Raw genomic sequence first — 19534 nt, 5'->3', positions numbered from 1 at the left:
TCAACCCCCCGCGAGATTTCAGCAGCACGCGCCCGGTCGAGTGCGCGGTAGATCGAGCTGCGCCCGACCTTGAACGTCTCGGCCAATTCGCCCGCCGAATACTCCCCCGACTCGAACATGCGCAACAGCGTGGCGTCCTGCCTGGGCGATAGCTTCGGCTGCTTGCCGCGAAGCCGGCCGCGACTGCGCGCGACGGCCATGCCTTCGCGCGTGCGCTGCCGAATGAGGTCCGACTCGAACTCGGCAATCATCGCCAGTGTTGAGAACAGGAGCTTCCCAGTCGGCTCGCGCGAGTCGTAGATCGCGCCACCGACGTTGAGCCGTGCACCCTTGGCTTCGACTTCGGCCAGGATGTCCCGCAGGTCGAGCAGCGAGCGCCCGAGCCGGTCAAGTTTCGTCACGACGAGCGTGCTACCGGAGTGGCAGGCGGCTAGCGCTTGAGCAAGGCCGGGGCGATCGCGGGTGCGGCCGCTGAGTCCCGGATCGAGGTAGATCCGCTCGGCCGAGACTCCCAGCGCCCGCAGTCCATCCACCTGGGGCTGCACGTCCTGCTCTTTGGTGGAGACGCGCGCGTACCCAATCAGCAGGTCATCCATCGCCACCTCCACCGCCCCGTTTGAGCGACCTCATACGGGAAACTATACGGACAGGTCATACGGGAAGCGAGAGCGCGAGGTCTCCGGCGCGCCGAATGCACACTGTCCGTTGCCACTAGACATGTCATTCCTGCCACCGAACAGGTCAATTTGCGGGGTTTCGACCACGGTGCCCCTAGGCACATCAGTCCTTTGATCAGGGTCATATGCGCTTGACACGTCCAGAGACACCGGGCACGCGGAAACTCGTCCCGCATGGCGATCCCCTTGCGGGATCGCTCCACAAGCAGAGATCGACCTTCCCGGTGGTCATCGGTGCCAGGTAGCCTGTCGGCAAGCCGAGGGTCTGAGGGGGCAAATCGTGGCTGAGATTGAACATGGCATGGTCGACGAGCATGTGCGGAAGGTAGCGGCGGAGATGCCCTTCCCAGTCGTGCTGGATGCAGACATGGGCGGCTCGTTCGAGCTGCAGATCGACCTGGGTTCGCGCGGCGGCGAGGATGACCCGCACGATCGCGCGATGATCTCCCCTGCCGACGAGGCCGAACCGGTGTGGTGGCTCGACGTCGACGGCGGCCGCGAGGCGGTCCGCTCGAACCTGGGCCTGGATGCCGAGCCAGCACAGGTCGCTGCGTGGATCACGCAAGAAGCGCGCCGGGTCGGGTCGCCAGCGGCGACGTCGCCGGCGACCGTCGCGGGCATGGGGTTCGCATCGCCTGCGGCTGCGGCGCCTGGCGCTGCGGCCGCGCCGCGCGCGGAGCGCGCGGGCCATCAGTCTCCGGCTGTCGAGTCCGACCTGAGCCGATGAGCGCGAAGGTCGCTCGCGGCCAGCGCCTGGTGAGGATCGACCTGCTGGAAGACGACACGTTCGAGATCCTCGCAACGAGCCTGGCCGCCTACGAGTCAACGTTGCGCGACCTGGCGCTCGACGACACTGCGACCCTGGAGCATGCAGACAAGGTGCGGCGGCTGCGGTCGGGTCTGTTGCTCGGGCTCGAGGGGACGGGACCGTTCGCCTAGCGCATGTGCGCAGCCTCGACCAACGCGGCGCGGTGTTGCGGCGTGCGAGCGAGAATCGCGGCCGGAGCGTTGGAGAGAACCACGGAAGCACCCTGCGCGGCGATCTTCTGTTGCTCCAACTCGCCTGCATAAACCGCGTCGTCGTAGTAGTAGAGCGCGCCTGAGCGGATGGGGAGCAGTAGGCCCGGCTGTGCCCCCCAGCTGTTTGCCAAGCGGTGCCGGCCGTCAACCAGCTGCGGCTCGGACGGAGAGGAATCAGTCACGGGGTCGCCTGTCACCTGTGCCCCTCCGGCCATCCACGAGCGGACGATCTGCCGCTCGATCTTCCCGAGCTCAATCGGAGTGATCGCGAACGGCTGTTGCGCACTGCCGTTCATGATCGCCTCGGTGACCTGGCAGATGAGGTCACCGATGGCTCGCCAGTCGAGATCATCCTGGTCATCGTGCCGCTGATGATTGTCGGTGATGTCGGGGTGCTCAAAAGAGGGGAAGTCTGTCCTCGCCGCAACCCAGTATCGGTCTGCATCGGGAAGCAGCATGGCGGTGATCGTGAGTCCGCGCTGCGAGTGGATCTCAAGTGGCATCAGTGGTCAACTCCTTCGATAAGTACAGCCCCTCCTGAAAGTTCACCAGGCTCCGGGGCAGAGGGCCAGGTCAACGGTGCGAGCTGCGTTCCGTCTGGTGCGATACGCCAACCGAGGTCGATCGGCGTGAGGTCGATTGCGGCCGGGGTGTGCCCTTTGCGGAGGGCGTAGCCGAGGTGGTTTAGGCGGAGCGCGAGGTTCGTGCAAAGCAGCGCGCGGGCCGCCCACGAAGCGCCGAGGTTGACGCCGTGGCTCATCTCAAAGAGCAGTCGATTCGGTGACCATTCGTGACACACGGCGCACTGCAACGGCAGGTGCGAGTGGAGGTGGCGAGCCTCGTCGTAGCACCCGAGCGAATCAGGGGTGCAGTAGAAGCACGCCTCGGCCCAGGCTGGCGTTGCGGGGGTGATCGCGTCGAAGTCGAGCATCATGGTGGTTTCTCCTGATCTGGTGGTTGGGATATCCCCTGGGGGCGTCATGCGCCCCCAGGGGATATGTGTGCGGCGGCTACTCGCCGCTGGCGGCGGCCTGAGCGCGCGTGCGGGTGAAGCGCGCCGTGCCGTAGGTGAGGTCGTGGCCGATAGCGATGGCGTCGATCTCGACGGTCGTCCCGGTCTTCGTGTCGCTCTCCCAGTCACGCACGCGGAGGTGCCCCTGAACGACGATGCGCTCGCCCTTCTGGATCGACTCCTGCACGTTGATCGCGAGCTGGTTGAAGCACGAGATGGTGTACCAGTTCGTGAGGCCGTCGACCCACGAGTTGGTGTCCCGGTCGAACTTGCGCTGCAGCGACGCGAGGCGGAACGAGGTGATCGCCGTGTCGTTCTGCGTGACCATGTGGCGCGGGGTCGTGGCGACCAATCCGGTAACCGTGATCTGATCCTGCATTGCTCTCTCCTTTGTTTGGTGGTGCGACTGTTTAGCTGCCCTTCCGGCACAGAGATGAAATGGCGCGGCGGGAGCGGAGTGTGAGTGCGCGAGCGGTTGCTAAGCGGAGGCCGAAGGCCGGAGTCTGCAAATAGCGAGGGCCGAGCACGGAGCGACTAGAGCGCCGTAGCGTCGGCAGTGCGGAAGGGCGGCTATTTTGAGGATTGCTGTGCTCGGTTCAACTTCGTTGGAGCGAGCTCGCTGGACCGGCCTCCGTCGCCGGTCCCTGCGGCGCGAAATCCAGCGCCGCTCGCAACTGCCGGCCTCCGTCGCCGGCAGTTGCCCGCGCACCGCGCGGGGCTGAGCGCAATCAGGGTGCGCGCCCCGCGCGGTGTCCACGTTCACCCCAGGTCGGGCTCGTTGGTCATCGGCATGCCGGTGTCGATGTAGAACTGGCTGCCGTCGCTCTGCGCGAAGTCGCACATGCCTTCGGCGATGTCGATCGTGGCGACATCGCCTCCGTTGACGACGATCTTCAGGCGCCGCGCGCCGATCATGTCGATGGCCAGGACTGCGGTGTTGTCGTCGACGGCAGACGACAGGGCTGTCACGACGAGCTCGGTGGCTCCGTCGCTCGGTGCGAAGTCGGTCTTGCCGTAGAAGGTCGGCGCGCTGAGTCGACCTCGAGCTGCGGATTCGGTGTTGAGGGTCATGGTGGGTTCCTTTCGGCTTGGGGTGGGCGGCCGCCTGTTGCGGCCGCCCACCGGTTGGTGACTACTGCCAGGCGTTCGGGGCGAGATCCCGAACCTCGGCGGCGTTCGTGACCAGGCGCGCTTCACCAGCGCGCACCATGTCGTGTCCGCCTGCGGAAGCGGCGCTCGTGATCGGACCGGGGATGGCTCCGACCGGTCGGCCCAACTCGTTCGCCTGCTGCACGAGGCCACGCACGCTCGACCGGAGGCCGGCTTCCGGCACAAGCACTGCCGAACCGAGTGCGGCGATCAGGCGGTTGCGGGCGATGAACCGAGCGCGAGTCGGGGCGGAACCGGGTGCGTACTCGGTGACGATGACACCCGACTTCTCGACCCGCTCGAACAGGGCCTGGTGGCCGTTCGGGTAGAGCCGGTCAATGCCTCCGGCGACGACGGCGACGGTCGAGCCACCGCCAGCGATCGCGGCCCGGTGGGCGATTCCTTCGATTCCGTACGCTCCCCCGGCGACGATGGTCGTTCCGTGGTTGGCGACGAAGTCCTGCACGAACTCGGTGGTGACCATCTCGCCGTACGCGGTGGCTGCGCGCGTTCCTGCCACACTGAGTCGGTTCTGCGGGTTGGCCAGCAACGTCTCGTTGCCACGCACCCACAGTCCGAGCGGTCGGATCTCCGAGTCGAGGTCGTCGAGGACAGTCGGCCATGCCTGGTCGCCAGGGATGATGAACTTGCCCCCCATGCGTGCCGCTCGGCGCATCGCGACGATCACTCCGTCGATCAACGCCAGCGACTCGAACCGGAGCCGATCTGCGGGGTTGATGGACTTCCCGCTGTAGATGTGCTCGAAGACGCCCTCGGCGTCGGTGTCTGCGACCAGGCCAAGAATGTCCGTGTCGAGGCTTCCCAGCACTCGGCTGAGTGCCGCGCGAGCGAAGCGCTCCCCCAGTCGAGCGTCACCCTCGGTGGGCGCGACCGACGCCGTGGCATCGTCCCGAATCGAGTCCTGAATCGTCACTGTCTCCTGCATTGCTCTCTCCTTGGGTTTGGTGGTGCGACTGTTTAGCTGCCCTTCCGGCACAGAGATGAAATGGCGCGGCGGGAGCGGAGTGTGAGTGCGCGAGCGGTTGCTAAGCGGAGGCCGAAGGCCGGAGTCTGCAAATAGCGAGGGCCGAGCACGGAGCGACTAGAGCGCCGTAGCGTCGGCAGTGCGGAAGGGCAGCTTCTAGGAGGATGTGCCGCGCTCTGGGCGCGGCTCGATGGGCCGACCTCCGTCGTCGGCCCCCCGCGGGGCTGTGCCGCGCGGTGTATCTCTCGGCCGACCTCCGTCGTCGGCCGCCGGGTCGCCCAGCGGCCCGGCTTTGCATCCGGGCCGCTGGTGACGCTCGGTGTCACGAGGCGTCGGTGACGATGCCGATGTCGAAGCCGCCGAAGGGGCTGTAGTTGGGAACCGACCGGGAACCGATCTGCTCGCGAGCGGTGACGATCGGCGCGAGCGTGGTCTGGAACTCGGGCGGGTAGTTCTTGTCGAACCAGTTCTGCATCGCGGCGGTCATGCGCCGGCTTCCCATGCTCCCGCGCAGTTTCTTGGGCAGGAGCGGCAGGTCGCGCCAGCCGGGGAATGCGTGGTCGTGCCACGCCTTGACTGCCTCCTTCTCGCTACCGATGTAGTGCCAGCCGCATCCGTCGCAGATGACCTTGGTCAGGTATGCGCCGACGCACCGGCACTTCCCTGCTGCTTCGAACTCGCTCACGGTGCGGTAGTCGAAGGAGCACCGGCAACGCAGGTCGGCGGTGTACGCCTTGAACGTGTGCCCGGCCTCGGTGACTCCGACGACGTCGAGGCAGAGGCTTCGCCCCCAGGCGTTGCGGTAGTCGGAGTAGTGCCCACCTTCGGCCTTGCGCCGCTCGAGCATCGCTTCGTGCTCGGCCACGCTGTAGTAGGCGGTCGTGAAGCCTCGGGTCGGCATGCCCTGCCACTCGGGCAACTGGGCGATCTCGATCTCTCGGATCATCGTGTCGATGTCGAACGCGATCTGGCTCATTGCTCTCTCCTTGTTGTGCGACCGTTTTCCGGGCCTTCCTGGTGCAGAGATGACGGGTGAGCGGGAGGGAGCGGAGTGCCGAGCTTGAGTGGTTGCTAAGCGGAGGCCGAAGGCCGGAGTCTGCAAATAGCGAAAGCCGGAACGCAGCGACCGGAGCGAGCCAAAATCGAACACCAGGAAGGCACGGAAACAGCCCTGCGGCAGCGCCGCAGGGCTTGCTGGATCTGCCGGCGATAGCCGACGATCGGCGACGTGAGCTCACGGCGCCGCCCCGGCTGACGGCCGACCTCTGTCGGCGGCCGTCAGCCGGCCCTGGCGCTCAGGGATGGCTCGTGGCCTCGTGCAGCCCTTGCACGGGAAGCTTCTGCTTCCACCAGGTGTCTGCCGAACATGCGGGGCAACGACGGAGCGGACCGTCGGCCAGGGATGACTTCACGGCGAGAGTGCCGCATTGCGCGCACTGAAAGACCTGCTGCCGGCCGTCGCGCATGGCGATCGTCGGCTCAAGCCTGAGCCCGAGCAACTGGTTGGCGAACGGTGCTGGCTCGGACCACGGTTCACCATCGAAGGTGATGGCGACCTCGTGGTCGGCGGGGAGGACGTACTCCTCGAACTGCTCGGCATCGTCTCCGGGCGGCCGCAGGCCGAGCGTGACGTGTGTGCCGTCGAACAGAATGAAGCCGATTTCGGCTGCGTCGGTTCGGTCCTCGATGAGCGCGTTCGAGTCGGGGATTGCCCAACTGATCAACGTGCCAATGTGCGCGAACGTGAGATCTCGTGCCTTCATCGTGTTTCCTCCGTGGTTGGCCGGGGGCGGCGCGAGCCGCCCCCGGTGGGTTTCAGTAGTCGTTGATCTGGCCGGTCACCAGAAGGTGCGACGCCACGCCGGGGCCGAGGTCGTTCAGCAGTTCGCGCACCTTCGCGAGAACCTCCCTGTTAGGGCCGAACTCGGCGTAGTCCTCGATGCGCGCGATCTGCGCCTCGCTGAGCCCGACCGTCTCCGGTCCCTTGCTCCCGAGCAGGACACCGCGACCGAACAGCAACTGAGGGGTGCCGAGGGCAGTCGAGATGAGCGAGAGCGGGAGATTGAAGTGCTTCTCCGCATCGAGCAGTCCCTCGTCGTCGACGAAGCAACTGATGTTGTCGTCAAGGCTCACGATGTCGAACGCACGGCTCTTGAGCTGCGCGTTGATCTGGGGAAGCAGTTGGCCTGCATCGAACTCGACGGGGATGATCTCTCCGCACGGGGTCACGACACGTCCGACGATCTTGGGCATTGTTCTCTCCTTGGGTTTGGCGGTGCGACTGTTTTCCGGGCCTTCCTGGTGCAGAGATGACGGGTGAGCGGGAGGGAGCGGAGTGCCGAGCTTGAGTGGTTGCTAAGCGGAGGCCGAAGGCCGGAGTCTGCAAATAGCGAAAGCCGGAACGTAGCGACCGGAGCGAGCCAAAATCGAACACCAGGAAGGCACGGAAAGTCCCCCGCGACCGTGGGCGCGGGGGTGGGTTCAGCCGGCGTCAGCCGACAGTGGGTGCGCCGCGTCGGCGCGCCGTCGTAGTCTTTTCCTCAAGTTGGGGTGGGGGAACGATGAGCGACGATTACGACGACGACGATCGACTGTCCGCAGACGAGATCAGCGGTGCAGCGGATACCTTCTCGATGCGCCGCTCTCTCGAGTGGCGGTTGCGGTCCCGTGCCCAGTCGGCATCGGAGCCGCTTCGACCAGGGCAGCGTCCGATCGCTGACGAGCTCGCAGAGCTGCGGGCGCAGTTCGCGGCGGCGGCGCGAGTCGGAGATGAGCGCTCGGATCGGTGGTACTCGCTCGATCTGACGACGACGCCCGGCTCGAAGATGGCGGAGCAGCTCGCCGAAGCGGCGGCAGAGGATCACTCGGCGTACTTGATCTACTTGCGATCGGCGCTCGGTCGCGATGGCCATTTCGCGCTGTGTGACCACACCGACATGGTGAACGTGTGGGAGACGGTCCGCTCGGCGGGGCCGACCTTCCTGCACGACGAGTTTCGGCGCGCGGAGCAGGTCGCGCGCTACACGATCGTGCTGCGGTACGGCATCGACGTGATGAACCTGCACGAAGAACCAGCCGCGATGGGATGGGACTTCGGCACCAATCGCCCGTTGGCGATCGACAGGGAAGGCGGACGGCGCGTTCTGAGGCAGGACGAGAACGCGACGTTGATCGGTTCGCCGCGCGTCGACGAGCTGATGAAGGAGCGAGCCGAGGCTGGCACGTTGCTTTCGCCGGGGCTTCGCCGCTTGGTGGCGGAGAGCGCGCCGTCTGCACAGGCTCTCGCGGCCGCAGGCTTCGCTGCACCAGCTGCGGAAGCGCCACTGGGGCGGACACCCCGGAACGGGCTCAGACAGCGGCCTGACGGCCCCGCAGAGGGTCCAGAGCTCTCCCGCTGACGTTCGTGCACAGGATGAAGGCCCGCCCCGTTCTGGGGCGGGCCTTCTGGCTGGCTACTGGCAGGACTCGCATTGCAGCTCGTCCATCGGATCGAGCGGGACCGCGTAGCCGTCAATCTGCGTGGTGTCGTTCATGAGTACCTCCTGGATGTGGTTGATCGAGTAGATCGAGCGAGAGACGCACAGCTGCACGTGAAGCGCGCGCTCGGGATCGGGGCGTACCGGACAAGCGAAGCGCCGGAGGATAAGAGCCGCGCATGCCCTGGAGCGTGGGTGGAGTGTGCGGCAGTCTCTGACAGCTCGGGATGCCGAGATCCGTCCAGGGGTCACGACGGCACGCCTGATGGCTGCGTGGCGATCGGTGCGGCGTCGCCGTAGCGATCGAGAGCATGAAAGCGGGGAGTGGGTTCCGCTTGGAACCCACTCCCCCACTCGGTGCCGCCGACTGCTCAGACGACGGCTGAGTCACCTCGTGCCGCTTTGGTGATCTGGTCGACCTGGGCGTAGCTCAGGTCGACGGCCACCGTGTCGGCCTTGATGATGGAGCGCCAGACCTCCACGCCGTCCTTGTTGGTGTACTTCTCGGTGCGCTGGCGGCCGACGACGACAAGGCGCGTGCCGGTGGCGAGCGCCGAGGCGGCGATGTTGGCGCCGAGGTCGAACCAGGCTTCGACCTCGTAGCTTGTCGGCTCGTCGTGCTGGACGTACTCGCCCTGCCGGTACTCCCCGGTGTTCTCGAGCAGCCGGAACTTCGTCACGCGGGCCTTGCCCGCGTCGACGGCGGCAGGCTCGCTGGCAAGGTTGCCAGCGACCGTGACCTGAATCGGAATGGGCATTGCTCCCCCTCTGTTCATTCGCGGCAAAGACGGCCGCGTCCCCCGACATCGGCCTGTGGGCCGATGCGCCGCGCTGCGTCGCGGCTGGTGCAATCCTGACGCAAGCACCTGACAATGGCGAGGATTCATCGACCGAGATGCCGGCACCTGTGCCCAACAGCCGTGACCCTGCGGGGGGCCGCACCAGACGCAAGGGCGCTGCGCGTCACACGTGATGGCCTACGGCCACCCTTGCCTCCGGTGCAACTCCCCCGCTGATCGGCCCACGTCGGCCACAGGGGCCGGCGCTTCAATCTCGGAGGTTCAGATGAACAGCACCACGCCCGTCGACGGTTACGAGGTCCCTGTTGACCCAATGGACGAGCTGCAATGTGAGTCGTGCCAGTAGGCCGACGAACAAGTGCCCCGGTCGGGAGAGAGTCGACCGGGGCACTTGAAGTGCGTGAAGGCGCGCTAGCGCTCCTGGAGAGTGAGCCGGAACACGGCGGCGATGAGGGCACTGCGTGAGGGGGCACCGAACGCCTCGACTTGCTCGGCAAGCCAGGCACGCTGGGTACCGTCGAGTCGAAGCTGCATCTGGATGCCCTGGTAGTTCCGGCGGCGGCCGACGCGACGAGCGGGCATGACTCCGCTGTCGTCGACGGGCGGCTCGGAGAACTCGGCGCGTAGAGCGTCGAGGTCGACGCGAGCGAAGCCTTCGACGAGCAGTTCGTCGTAGGTCTTGTTCTCGACTCGCGCTGCCGTTCGGACGATCTCGCGCAGCCCAGGCTCCAGGTACGCGGCGACGTTCTCGGCATCGCGCCCAGAGGCTGTGTGCTCGCTTCTGAGCGGCTTGGGGTTGCGCTTCGGCTTAGCGGGCGCGGCAGGCGTGGCGGGCGGCGTGACGGCCGCGCGAGGCGCTTCCTGGGCCGGTTTCGGCTCGGGGGTCGCCACCGGGGGCGGCGATGCGGGTGCTGGATCGGTCGAAGGTGCGGGACGGGGCGGCAACAGGTCGCCCAGTCCTGCGGCGCGGCTCGACCCCCCGAACGCATTGGCAAGGTTCGGTCGAGCAGGGTGCTGCTGGTTCGTCATGCGGGGATGCTCCCTTCCGATTCGAGCTGGCTGACGCGGACGAGGATCTCGCGCGTCAGCGCGGAGAAGTCCTCCGAAAGACCGCGTGTGTCGCGGGCGTAGAGGCTGTTGTCGCGCTCGTGCGCGAGAAGTTCGCGCTTAGCCGCGTCGTCGAGCTTGGCGGCCTGGCGCAGCGTGGCGAGGCGTTCACGCTTGGCTTCGGTGCCGGCATCTTCGAGTTCGTGCACGAGAAGCCCGCGACGCCGTGCGTCAGCAGCGGCGGAGTCAAGGTGACGAATGCGAGTGTCGAAGACAGGAGCCGCGTCCCCGAGGATCTCCGCGAGAGCGGCACGAACGTCGCGCTCGAGGCGGCCGGTTCGGCTGGCGATCGCGAACAGGACGACTCCGGCGAGCTGGAGCGAGGGGTTCTTGTCTCGAACCGCGATGAACCGCTCCGCGACTCGACTCACGCCGTCGATGCTGGCTTCGTCGCTGCGCGTCGGGATCACGACGCTCGTCGCCACGGTGAACGCGGCCTCGACGAGCACCCGGTCGCCAGGAGGGGTGTCGATGACGATGAGGTCGTAGTTGTTGGCGATCGCGCTGAGGCGGTCGTGCAGGACGTCAGCGAGTTCCCCTCCCCCGCGCGAAGCGCGCGCTTGGTACAGGGCGGTGAGGTCCCCGACCTCGGGGCCACCGGGCACGACGTCGAGCTGCGGTCGCACATCGTGCAGAAGCGGGAGCGGTGTGCCGCTCACAAGGGAGGTGAACAGCTGCGAGCCACTGTCGGGCTCGTAGCCCAGGTCGCGTGCCACGTTGCCCTGCGGGTCGAGGTCGAGGATCAGTGCGCGGCGGCCGCTGGCTGCGGTGAGGCCGGCGACATTGCTCGTGAGGGTGGTCTTGCCGACCCCGCCCTTGCCCTGGGCGAAAACGACGGTGCGTGCGATGCTCATTGCGAGTCTCCTTGCTGGGCCGCTCGTGCGGCTGCATATGAACGATGGTGTGTGTGATTGAGCCGACTCCCCCACGTCTCGCCGCGTGGACGGCAGTGCGGGAAGTACGACGGGTCAGCCAGCAGGAGATCTAGCCCTATCGCCTGTTGGTGTTCCTGTTGCCAGTCTAAGCGGGCCACGCGCGATAGCGCTAGCCCGCGTTCCGGCGTGTCGCCCCCCTTGCGGTATGGCACTCCGTCCCGCGTGAAGTATGGCACGCCGTATGGCATGGATTATGGCACTAAGCGCAACGAGGGAGTCTGCTGGGGCTGTCGCAAGCGACTCCGCGATACTGGGAGTGCGTCCCGCCCCACTAGCTCTGGGGCGGGACGCACTGTGTCAGCGAAGCGCTTCGGCAAGCAACTTCGTCGACGTCTGCGTTCGAGCCTCGCGTGCGACCACGGCGCTGTACTCCGGGTCGGTGCTGACCGCGTGCTGCACGACGAGCCGAGACACGTCATCGGGGAGCAGGCTGGAGTACTCGTCGTCGAAGTCGAGTCGGAAGATGATCGCCTCGCCGTACATGAAGCGGTTGACTCCGAACTTGTGGACGAACAGCGTCAACTCGGAGTTGAATCGCTGGCCGTTGCCCGGTCCCTGCGCGTCGATGACAGCGACGAGACGCCGGTCGATGTGCACCATCGTGTACGTCTTGCATCCGAGCCGCTCGTGGATCTCGGAGTCGATGTCTTCGGCCGTGACCGAGACAAGCGAGAGGTTTCCCGCCAGATCGAAGTGAAGTCCCTTGTGCATAATCTCTCTCCTTTGCCGCCAGTGGTTTTGCCTGTCGGCGTGAGGAATCCCAAGAGCCGGGAGTGCCGGAGGCAAGGGTGGCCGTAGGCCATCACGTGTGACGCGCAGCGCCCTTGCCGCAGGTGCGAATGGCTCGACGATTGCGGAAGCGACAAGGCAAAACTCAAGCGCCTCCGTGCGTCAAGCACTCGACCATCCCTGTGGCGGCTAGGCCGCCTCGGGGATGCCACCGAAGGTGACACGCTTTTGGGGAGCATCAACGCTGGGTGCCGACAGCGCACCGGCACGGACGAGGCGTAGAGCTGCGGCGAAGTCGGCTCGGCCGTCGTGTCGGCGCTTGGGGTGTATCGGGTAGGTCACCGCGCCAGGCACAGCGAACAGCTGGGGCTGGTCCGCGCGGCCGCGACGGCGCGGTTTGCGCCGCGCATGGCGGCGCTCGAGTTCGGCAAGCCACCAGTGCCAGGCCGCGCGTTCGTCGGCGTACCTTTGACGGCGCTCCTCGAGGTAGCCGGCTACGTCGAGGTCGACGGCGGCTCGCGCACGGCGATCGGGGTCGACGCGGTGGAACAGGTGGCGGGCGCGGTCGGCAATGCCGGCACGGATGAGCTCACGGAGCGAGGTTCGGACTGTGGCGATGCTCAGACCGGCAGAGACGGCGATCTCGGACGGTGTGAGGGCTTCCGCGTGGGGGAGTGCTGCGTAGATCCGTCCTGCGGTGCGGCCCAGACTGCGGGGGGCGGCGAACACATCGTGGTTGAGCGCTTCGAGTTTCCCTTCCAGAGCGGTGATGGCGGCTGAGCGGAGAGCGATCCCGGCGCCTGCGGGGGGCGGGGGTACTTGTGACCGATCTAGCGCTTCCGCGCCTGTGGAGAACGACTTCAGGCGCCATTTCGAGGCGTGCGGGCCGTCTGATGCTCCGTCATGGGTGATCCACCCGTCGTCTTGCAGTCTCAGAAGCGCTGTGCGGGCCGTCTCGCGGCCGAGCCCGGTCATGGAGGCCAGAAGGCGCGCGGAGGCATCCACGCTCGGCTGAAGGGCTCTGAGGGCGATGAGCGAGAGGGCGTCGAGCACGAGACGATCGCTGAAGCGTCCTCGGCCGCCGTTGGCGCGCGTGTGCGCGCGGTCCCAACGGCCAGGTGCGGCGTCGGCCCGCTCCTGGAGCTGGCGGACGAGAGCGACGATTGTGTGGGCGCGCTGGTCGAAATCGGGGTCATCGCCCGAAAGCTCGCCGCTGTGCTCGTTGGCCCAGGCAACTGCGCGGCTCCATTGCCGTTGCAGGAGCGCCAGCTGGGCGCGCTCAGCGCGCGGGCGACCGTCCGCATCGGTGCGGATGTGGTCGAACGCGGGGGAGTGGGGCACGAGTGCAAGAACGTCAGCGAAGCTATGGCCGGCGTGGGCGCACCGAGTCAGCGCGGCCGCGAGCGTGGCGGAGCGGTCGCGACGCGCGTCGCCGTGGGCCACGAGCTGCGCCGATTTGCCGGTAAGCGGGCGCTTGGGTCGCTTCAAGCGCGGCATTCCATCGGGCGTGTGCGTCACGCCGAGCTGCGACTGCTGCTCGGCGCGGGGGGTGACGCGCACACCGTGGCGCTCGATGAAGAACCGCAGGAGACGGTCGACGTCGGAGCGGTCAACGGTGCCGTGGACAAGCGTGCTGGCGAATCCTCGGAGGATCTCCGACTCACCGCCGTTGCGGTGGGGTGCGCCAGGCGGTCGAAGCGCGCCTGTGCCGGGGTTCGTCAGCTGGCTGAGGTCAAGAGTGGGCAGGTCGTGCTGCGCAAGCCGCGCGAGCATGTCCACGGTCTCGGCCTCGATCGGCTCGGAGAGGCTGATCCAGATGTGACGGCCGTCTGAGGGGCCAGAGCGCGTCAGGACGTGCGGAATCGAGAGGTCGTAGAGGACGAGTTCGAGCCGAGCGGCGTCGGCCGCAGCATCGCCGTCCTTGGAGTCGAGGTCGAAGCCGAGCAGATGGAACATGCCGGCGTCGTCGGTCAGGTTGACCGCCCACGGTGAAGTGGGGGCAGGCCCATCGACGGTGCGGGTCCACGAGTACGAGTTCGTGGCGACGCCCGTGGCGTCGACCGTGGCCACTCGGACACGTCGACGGGGGCTGATCGAGCGAGTCAGCTCCCAGGCGTCGGCGCGGCGCGCCGCGCCGTCGTCGTCTATTGCGTGCGCATGCGTGTCGGTTATGATGGCCCTGCCTTCCTGCTTCGGCGGGTACGCAAAGGCGCCGGTCCCTCCCGGCTCCCTCAGTTGAAAATCGGTCCTACACCTGGTTCAGTCGCCAAACTTCTCAGGTGAAGGCCGCGGGACTTTTCGGCCCGTCGCTTATGCGGCGGGCCGCACTCGTTAAGCGGTTGCTGGTAGGTCCTCCTGAATGTCGATGACAGGCGTGAGGACCGGAAGGTCGCCGCCGTTCTGGTCGCGCAGCTGGGCAGCCAGCAGCTCGAAGTAGAGGCCGATGGAGATCCCGGAGGCGTGTGCAGCCTCCGCGAAGTCGTGGTGCGTCGTAGCGCGGACGTTCCCGCGAAGCTGGACGACGCTCTCGCCGTGAGGACGTCGGTTTCTGCGAACGACGGAATCGGGCATGACGCCATCATGCGCGATTAAAAGGCCCTGTATCGAACCTTGGCGGCGTGTCGGGTCACTCAACGTAGATCCCCTTCGACTGAAGGAAGGGCAGTGGGTCGATTCGTTCGCCGTGATCGCGGACCTCGAAGTGGAGATGGGTTCCGGTGCAGACCCCGGAACACCCCATCGCGCCGATGTTCTGGCCAGCCGTGACGTTCTGGCCAGGGCTGACGTAGACACCCGACGCCCACATGTGCGCGTAGACGGTCTGGATGCCATCGCTGTGCTCGATGACGATCCAGTTGCCGTAGGTGCCGTAGGGGCCGGCTGCGATCACGACGCCGGAGGCGGCCGCGTAGATGGGGGTGTTGAGCTCGTTGCTGATGTCGATGCCGTAGTGGAATCCGCCCGAGCATGCACGGCCGGTGCAGATCACTTCACGCGGCCCGTACCCGTCGTTCAAGGTGCCGGCGGCCGGGAGCGCCCAGCCTTGGTCGTTGACGGCGCCTGGTGCTCCGGGCGAGCAGCGCCCGTCGCTGGTCGAGCCGAACGAATGCATGATGGCAACGGAGTCCGGGTAGGCGGCTTCGTAGAAGTACGGGTCAGGGTTGCCACGCACGGCGTTCGCCGCGAGATACGGGACCATCGAGTCCCACTCGTCGACTTCGAGCAGTTGCATGTAGGTCGCGTCGACGTCGGAGAGGTCGGATTCGAGGTCGGTTTCAGCGATCGCAATCGCGAGCACGATCGTCTGGGCCTCGGGGCTGACGCCGTAGGCGATGCCAGCGTTCACGACTTCGGCAGCGTTGTAGAGCTGTTCGTAGTCGAAGCGGCCAGCGGAGGCTGGCACGGTCGTGAGGTCGACCAGCACCGGCGATGAGGCGCACGTGCTGGTGGATGAAGCCATCAGAATCATGCCGACCATGCCGCCGATCGGCAGGGCGATGCCCGCAAGGCCGAGGGCGAGGCCGCGCATCATGAGTCCTCCGGGGTCATGCGCTCGACCTGCCAGGGCTGGTCGCCGGCCACTCGCGAGAGCAGCACGTCGAACGTGCCGCTCGAGCTGGTCACAGTCACGTGGGCGAGATAGTCGCCCGGTGTTGCGACCTCGGCCGCGAGAACGCGGCCCGCTGGCACGCGACTGCGGTCGACTGTGGCGAACGCAGTCTGGGCTGCAGGGCTCAGCACGAGACTGAGCGCGGCCGCCCATTCGGAGTCGTCGAGTGCGCGGTCCAGGTAGACGGAAACGGCGTGCTCGGCGGTATCCGTGGCAACGGATGCCGCCTCGGCGTCCCAGACCGGCGACGGGCCGGGGTCGGGAAGCGCCCCGTGGTCGTGGCTGTCGCCCACGTGGTCGAAGACCGTCTCCAGGGGGAGTGGGGATGCGGCCAGGGAAGGCTCCGCCGTCGTATCGGCGGAGCATCCGGCAAGGGGCGCGCTGGCCAGCACGGCGCCGAGTAGCGCTGCGCTAGTGCGAAAACGAGTTTTCCGCGTCATATCCCCCCCTGGATGCAATCTACTAAGTGAGTTCGGCTTAGGTTGTAGTTGCGTCGGAAGGGGGAGGCAAGTTTGACGTGCGCGTTAGGAGCTCGACGAACTCGCTCTTGTACGCCAGGACGGAACGGCCGAACCGGTGCGAAGGAAGGATGCCCTTCCGCATCCAGGCGTAGTTCGTTTGGCGGGTCTTGCCCGTCAAACGACACAGGGCGTCGATGTCGAGTTCCTCGGGGAGATCGGCCAGCAGAGCATCCGGCAAGTCGTAGATCGGCTTGCCTGCTTCAAGCGTTCGACGCACAGGATCGCGATAGACGATCCAGGCGCGATCGAGATGGTGGCCGGGGATGCTGCCGTCGTGGAGCGTGCGGTAGATGCCGGCATCGCTGTCGCGCCGCAAGATCCGCTTCAGGTCCGACATGGAGAGCACCTCTGGGAAGGCGCTCCAGTACGCAGGGTCGATCATCTCGAACTCACGTACTGGCATGGCGAGAGAATATCGCACAAATTGAGTAGATATATCACTAAAGTAAACACCGTCACTCTCGAAGGGGTATTGCGCCTTGGCAGTCGCATTATCCCAACCGGGTCGCGAGAACCGGGCGAGGGGTGACAACGGCCGGGGCGGGGCCGCTTGCGAGCTCCGTCCCGGCGCATGTTGTTCTCTGCCGGGGGCGGACCTCCACGCCCTCGGCAGTTCCCTCACAGAGTCACGTTGGTGGCTCTGAAAGCTGGAAGGAATACCAGGGATGATCAGGAAGAAGACGGGGGCGCACCGAGCCCGTAGACGTCTGACTGCACCGTTGCGCGCGACCCGCTGGCGGGTTGTTGTTGCAGCGCTGCTTGCGGCCACACTCGGATTCACCGGACTTGTGGCTGACGATCCGGCCGAGGCTGCGACCCACGGCCCGTACTACGACATCGGGTACGGTCCGCTGGGCGCGTGGTCGACGGGCGGGAAGAACGTGTACTGCCTGGAGATCGAAAAGCCGGCGCCGACCGGCAGTACCGGGAGCGTCAACTATCAGGGCTGGGGGAGTCTCAGCGCGACGAACTTGGCGCGGCTGAACTGGGCGATCTCGACCTACGGGCAGTCCAGCGATCGCCGCTGGACTGCGGCTGTCCACCTGTACGTGTGGAGCATTGCCGACCCGGTCGTCTACAACTCGCATGGCATGAGTGGGGACATCTACTACTCGGCCCGGGCGGGGGGTGACCAGTGGGAGGTGCGCGACCGACTCGCGACGATTCGGTCGGAGGCGTCCTCGATCTCCGCTGCGAGTAGCGGGTCCGGGTCAGCCACGCTCGACATTCAGATGATCGACTCCTACGACGGCCAGGTGGTGGTGTCAGCAAGTCCCAGCAACGCAGTCGGGACGCTGAACCTGTCGGGTGCGGTGATTGCCGGCACGACGGCGAACACAACGACGGTCTACAACGGCGACGTGATTCCCATCCAGGGCATCCCGTTGGACTCCGAGACGGAGAAGTACGAGATCACGGCCTCTGCAACGTTCACGGCGACGCAGAGCGGTGGCTACCGTGGCGAGATCGGCGTCTACACCACAGGCTCGGCGCAGCGGCTCGCAGGACCGGGGCGCACAACGCCCACGACGATCAACTTCAACACGTCCACCTACGTCACGGACCCGGTGCTCGAGTTCGAGCCGATCGTGACGACGGTCGTCGACGACGCGCGCTTGGAGCCCGGTGAGGACTTCATCGACGAGCTGACGGCCACGGTGAGCGACAGTTCGGGTGGCTCGTGGCGGCAGTTCTCGTCGGGCGAGTACCTCGAGATCGAAGCGGTGGGCACCCTGTACGGCCCATTCACGGAGGAACCGGCCGAATCTGCGACAGTGCCGACCGGCGCGCCGGTCGCATGGCAGACGGCGGTCACCCTCGCCGGGCCGGGCGTGTATGACTCGCCCCCAGGCTTCGCGGCCACGGCATCGGGCTTTTACACGTGGGTCTGGGAGATCCGGTACGAAGACCAGTCACCGATCGCCCAGACGATGATCCCTGTCGACTACAGCTGGGCGGACAACTTCGGGGTAGCGACCGAGAACAGCGCCGTAGCCATCACGCTCGATGCAGTCACGCAGGTCACCGCGTCAGAAGTCGGATTGTGGCAGCCGGTCGCAGACACGCTCACGGTGTCGCACGACAGCGCGACGGGTGAGTGGTGGACCGTGGCCGGTGCGCCGACACCGGCTCACTACATCGGCACCGCCTACTGGGTCGAAGGTGACGTGGCACCCGCGAGGACGGCGGAGCCGCCGTCCTCGGCGGTCGTGCTGGCCACACGTGAGTTCCCCGCGATCACCGCGCCTGGCGCGTACACGACGGCAGACCTGGTCGCTCCGCAGATGACCAACGGCTACATCGTGTGGCAGTGGGAGCTGGTGCCGGGCGACGACGAAGCCTTCGTTCCTTGGAAGGATGACTTCGGAGTGCCCGAGGAAATGACGCGAGTGCTCGCGCCGACTCTCAGCACGCAAGCGGCAGAGGTGGTTCCGAGCGGTGACAGCGCGACGGACGTGGCGACCATCGGCGGACCGCAGGCAGGGCAGGATCTGTTCCTGACCTTCGAGGTCTACAAGCTGGACGATCTGGCTGCACCGGTTTGCGAAGCAAGCAACCTGGTGGCGTCGACGGAGAACGACCCGGTGCTGGTGGAATCGCCGGGCGATTACCTGTCGCCCGCCGTCGAGTTCACTGAGCTCGGGCACTACGGCTGGATCGCCTACCTGCGGACAGCCCAAGGCGATCTGATCGCACAGGGCGAATGCGGCGACCCGACCGAGATCACTGAAGTGGTTGATTTCGCGGTCGCGACGGAGGCGACACCGGCCGCGACGATCCTGCTGGACGGCGCGGCCGACACGGCCCGCGTCGTTGGACCGACGCCGACCGGGGCGACGTTGATCTTCGAGGCGTTCAAGCAGCCTGAAGATGCGTCGGCGCCGGTTTGCTTGGAGGACAACCGGGTCTTCACGAGCGAAAGCGAACCGATCGACCTCGCGGGAGCGGGTGACTATCGTTCGCCGGAAACCCGCTTCGTCGAGCCTGGAACCTACTTCTGGGTGGAGACGGTTTATGACCGTTACGGCGAGGTGCTCCACAAGGGGGAATGTGGAGCGGAATACGAGGTGACGGTAGCCACGCTTCCGACCCTCGCCGTGACAGGCACGACACCGCAGAGCTGGTCCCTGGTGGCCCTCGGTGTGGTGCTGGCGGGCCTGACCCTCATGCTGATGGGTCAGCGTCGGCAGAAGGTGCGCGCGTAGAGGGAACGACGCACCTGAGCGCCCCCGGTCGGTTTTGCCGACCGGGGGCGCTTCGTCGTTGACGAAGCGCTACGCGCCGCTCCGCGAGTGGGGAGGCGCTACGCGCCCGACTTCCCCATCGGACCCTTCCCGCGCAGGGCACGCTATCTCGCTCAGTTCCTCCGACAAGGGCGCTCCGCAACGAACGGCCTACTCCCCACCGCAAGCGGCGGGTCCCCTCCATTGCGCTGCTCCGACCCTTGCTCTCCGTCCCTCGCTCGTACACGAGCTCAGCGCCGGGAAGGTCCCGAAGAACGGTTGGCCGAGA

The 19534-nt window shown here is 66.5% G+C and carries 22 protein-coding genes; 4 read left to right on the top strand and 18 right to left on the bottom strand.

Annotated features, from left to right (window positions below; all coding sequences use genetic code 11):
• A partial coding sequence (locus AC0L6Y_RS13065) for a recombinase family protein (RefSeq protein ID WP_473558896.1) occupies window positions 1-596 on the bottom strand: 596 nt, incomplete at its 3' end.
• 361 nt (window positions 597-957) lie between these two features.
• Here AC0L6Y_RS13065 and AC0L6Y_RS13060 point away from each other — a divergent pair.
• Window positions 958-1404 carry a hypothetical protein gene (locus tag AC0L6Y_RS13060; protein WP_473558890.1) on the top strand — a complete coding sequence of 149 codons (447 nt, stop codon included), beginning with the start codon at window positions 958-960 and terminating at the stop codon, window positions 1402-1404.
• Window positions 1401-1616, top strand: coding sequence for a hypothetical protein (locus AC0L6Y_RS13055; RefSeq protein WP_473558886.1), 216 nt, complete (start codon window positions 1401-1403; stop codon window positions 1614-1616). The genes AC0L6Y_RS13060 and AC0L6Y_RS13055 overlap by 4 nt, the downstream gene beginning before the upstream one ends.
• Here AC0L6Y_RS13055 and AC0L6Y_RS13050 read toward each other — a convergent pair.
• From AC0L6Y_RS13050 to AC0L6Y_RS13015, 8 genes are all read right to left on the bottom strand, one after another.
• Entirely contained in the window at window positions 1613-2200 is a 588-nt protein-coding gene (locus tag AC0L6Y_RS13050; RefSeq protein ID WP_473558883.1) for a hypothetical protein, read from the bottom strand. The genes AC0L6Y_RS13055 and AC0L6Y_RS13050 overlap by 4 nt on opposite strands.
• A complete protein-coding gene (locus AC0L6Y_RS13045) occupies window positions 2200-2631 on the bottom strand; it encodes a hypothetical protein (RefSeq protein ID WP_473558882.1) in 432 nt (143 codons plus the stop codon). The genes AC0L6Y_RS13050 and AC0L6Y_RS13045 overlap by 1 nt, the downstream gene beginning before the upstream one ends.
• Window positions 2632-2707: 76 nt before the next feature.
• On the bottom strand, window positions 2708-3088 hold the full coding sequence (locus AC0L6Y_RS13040; RefSeq protein WP_473558879.1) for a single-stranded DNA-binding protein: 381 nt from the start codon (window positions 3086-3088) through the stop codon (window positions 2708-2710).
• A gap of 380 nt (window positions 3089-3468) precedes the next feature.
• A complete protein-coding gene (locus AC0L6Y_RS13035) occupies window positions 3469-3780 on the bottom strand; it encodes a hypothetical protein (protein WP_473558872.1) in 312 nt (103 codons plus the stop codon).
• Between the two features lie 61 nt (window positions 3781-3841).
• Entirely contained in the window at window positions 3842-4804 is a 963-nt protein-coding gene (locus tag AC0L6Y_RS13030) for a DNA-processing protein DprA (RefSeq protein WP_473558867.1), read from the bottom strand.
• Between the two features lie 361 nt (window positions 4805-5165).
• The gene (locus AC0L6Y_RS13025) at window positions 5166-5819 is read right to left on the bottom strand and encodes a DUF6349 family protein (protein ID WP_473558862.1); all 654 of its coding nucleotides are present in this window, start codon (window positions 5817-5819) and stop codon (window positions 5166-5168) included.
• 319 nt (window positions 5820-6138) lie between these two features.
• Window positions 6139-6606, bottom strand: a complete 468-nt coding sequence (locus tag AC0L6Y_RS13020; protein ID WP_473558854.1) for an FmdB family zinc ribbon protein — start codon at window positions 6604-6606, stop codon at window positions 6139-6141.
• Between the two features lie 52 nt (window positions 6607-6658).
• A complete protein-coding gene (locus tag AC0L6Y_RS13015; RefSeq protein ID WP_473558849.1) occupies window positions 6659-7096 on the bottom strand; it encodes a DUF3846 domain-containing protein in 438 nt (145 codons plus the stop codon).
• Window positions 7097-7404: 308 nt separating this feature from the next.
• Between AC0L6Y_RS13015 and AC0L6Y_RS13010 the strand changes: the two genes are divergently transcribed.
• Complete coding sequence (locus AC0L6Y_RS13010; protein WP_473558844.1) at window positions 7405-8241, top strand: hypothetical protein; 837 nt, start codon at window positions 7405-7407, stop codon at window positions 8239-8241.
• 449 nt (window positions 8242-8690) lie between these two features.
• On the opposite strand, the gene AC0L6Y_RS13005 is transcribed toward AC0L6Y_RS13010, so the two are convergent.
• The 9 genes from AC0L6Y_RS13005 to AC0L6Y_RS12965 form a co-directional block, all read right to left on the bottom strand.
• Window positions 8691-9077, bottom strand: coding sequence for a single-stranded DNA-binding protein (locus tag AC0L6Y_RS13005; RefSeq protein ID WP_473558838.1), 387 nt, complete (start codon window positions 9075-9077; stop codon window positions 8691-8693).
• 453 nt (window positions 9078-9530) lie between these two features.
• A complete protein-coding gene (locus AC0L6Y_RS13000) occupies window positions 9531-10148 on the bottom strand; it encodes a hypothetical protein (protein ID WP_473558833.1) in 618 nt (205 codons plus the stop codon).
• Window positions 10145-11080, bottom strand: coding sequence for a ParA family protein (locus tag AC0L6Y_RS12995; protein WP_473558827.1), 936 nt, complete (start codon window positions 11078-11080; stop codon window positions 10145-10147). Before AC0L6Y_RS12995 ends, AC0L6Y_RS13000 begins: the two co-directional genes overlap by 4 nt.
• 378 nt (window positions 11081-11458) lie before the next feature.
• Entirely contained in the window at window positions 11459-11872 is a 414-nt protein-coding gene (locus AC0L6Y_RS12990; RefSeq protein WP_473558822.1) for a hypothetical protein, read from the bottom strand.
• Window positions 11873-12079: 207 nt separating this feature from the next.
• Complete coding sequence (locus AC0L6Y_RS12985; protein WP_473558815.1) at window positions 12080-13960, bottom strand: hypothetical protein; 1881 nt, start codon at window positions 13958-13960, stop codon at window positions 12080-12082.
• A gap of 261 nt (window positions 13961-14221) precedes the next feature.
• Window positions 14222-14461 carry a hypothetical protein gene (locus AC0L6Y_RS12980; RefSeq protein ID WP_473558809.1) on the bottom strand — a complete coding sequence of 80 codons (240 nt, stop codon included), beginning with the start codon at window positions 14459-14461 and terminating at the stop codon, window positions 14222-14224.
• 55 nt (window positions 14462-14516) lie between these two features.
• Entirely contained in the window at window positions 14517-15422 is a 906-nt protein-coding gene (locus AC0L6Y_RS12975; RefSeq protein ID WP_473558802.1) for a M23 family metallopeptidase, read from the bottom strand.
• The gene (locus AC0L6Y_RS12970; protein ID WP_473558797.1) at window positions 15419-15892 is read right to left on the bottom strand and encodes a hypothetical protein; all 474 of its coding nucleotides are present in this window, start codon (window positions 15890-15892) and stop codon (window positions 15419-15421) included. Before AC0L6Y_RS12970 ends, AC0L6Y_RS12975 begins: the two co-directional genes overlap by 4 nt.
• A gap of 85 nt (window positions 15893-15977) precedes the next feature.
• Window positions 15978-16424, bottom strand: coding sequence for a helix-turn-helix domain-containing protein (locus AC0L6Y_RS12965; protein ID WP_473558794.1), 447 nt, complete (start codon window positions 16422-16424; stop codon window positions 15978-15980).
• A gap of 262 nt (window positions 16425-16686) precedes the next feature.
• On the opposite strand from AC0L6Y_RS12965, the gene AC0L6Y_RS12960 reads away from it, so the two are divergent.
• On the top strand, window positions 16687-19227 hold the full coding sequence (locus AC0L6Y_RS12960; RefSeq protein ID WP_473558789.1) for a hypothetical protein: 2541 nt from the start codon (window positions 16687-16689) through the stop codon (window positions 19225-19227).
• Window positions 19228-19534: the final 307 nt, after the last annotated feature.

Source organism: Pseudolysinimonas sp. 10J20-29 (assembly GCF_055809595.1).
This window is presented reverse-complemented; position numbering and strand designations above follow the sequence as displayed.

Coding starts and splice junctions, on each gene's coding strand:
- AC0L6Y_RS13055 (WP_473558886.1), top strand. CDS start 1,401: ATGAGCGCGAAGGTCGCTCGCGGCCAGCGCCTGGTGAGGATCGACCTG.
- AC0L6Y_RS13050 (WP_473558883.1), bottom strand. CDS start 2,200: ATGCCACTTGAGATCCACTCGCAGCGCGGACTCACGATCACCGCCATG.
- AC0L6Y_RS13045 (WP_473558882.1), bottom strand. CDS start 2,631: ATGATGCTCGACTTCGACGCGATCACCCCCGCAACGCCAGCCTGGGCC.
- AC0L6Y_RS13040 (WP_473558879.1), bottom strand. CDS start 3,088: ATGCAGGATCAGATCACGGTTACCGGATTGGTCGCCACGACCCCGCGC.
- AC0L6Y_RS13035 (WP_473558872.1), bottom strand. CDS start 3,780: ATGACCCTCAACACCGAATCCGCAGCTCGAGGTCGACTCAGCGCGCCG.
- AC0L6Y_RS13030 (WP_473558867.1), bottom strand. CDS start 4,804: ATGCAGGAGACAGTGACGATTCAGGACTCGATTCGGGACGATGCCACG.
- AC0L6Y_RS13025 (WP_473558862.1), bottom strand. CDS start 5,819: ATGAGCCAGATCGCGTTCGACATCGACACGATGATCCGAGAGATCGAG.
- AC0L6Y_RS13020 (WP_473558854.1), bottom strand. CDS start 6,606: ATGAAGGCACGAGATCTCACGTTCGCGCACATTGGCACGTTGATCAGT.
- AC0L6Y_RS13015 (WP_473558849.1), bottom strand. CDS start 7,096: ATGCCCAAGATCGTCGGACGTGTCGTGACCCCGTGCGGAGAGATCATC.
- AC0L6Y_RS13010 (WP_473558844.1), top strand. CDS start 7,405: ATGAGCGACGATTACGACGACGACGATCGACTGTCCGCAGACGAGATC.
- AC0L6Y_RS13005 (WP_473558838.1), bottom strand. CDS start 9,077: ATGCCCATTCCGATTCAGGTCACGGTCGCTGGCAACCTTGCCAGCGAG.
- AC0L6Y_RS13000 (WP_473558833.1), bottom strand. CDS start 10,148: ATGACGAACCAGCAGCACCCTGCTCGACCGAACCTTGCCAATGCGTTC.
- AC0L6Y_RS12995 (WP_473558827.1), bottom strand. CDS start 11,080: ATGAGCATCGCACGCACCGTCGTTTTCGCCCAGGGCAAGGGCGGGGTC.
- AC0L6Y_RS12990 (WP_473558822.1), bottom strand. CDS start 11,872: ATGCACAAGGGACTTCACTTCGATCTGGCGGGAAACCTCTCGCTTGTC.
- AC0L6Y_RS12980 (WP_473558809.1), bottom strand. CDS start 14,461: ATGCCCGATTCCGTCGTTCGCAGAAACCGACGTCCTCACGGCGAGAGC.
- AC0L6Y_RS12975 (WP_473558802.1), bottom strand. CDS start 15,422: ATGATGCGCGGCCTCGCCCTCGGCCTTGCGGGCATCGCCCTGCCGATC.
- AC0L6Y_RS12965 (WP_473558794.1), bottom strand. CDS start 16,424: ATGCCAGTACGTGAGTTCGAGATGATCGACCCTGCGTACTGGAGCGCC.
- AC0L6Y_RS12960 (WP_473558789.1), top strand. CDS start 16,687: ATGATCAGGAAGAAGACGGGGGCGCACCGAGCCCGTAGACGTCTGACT.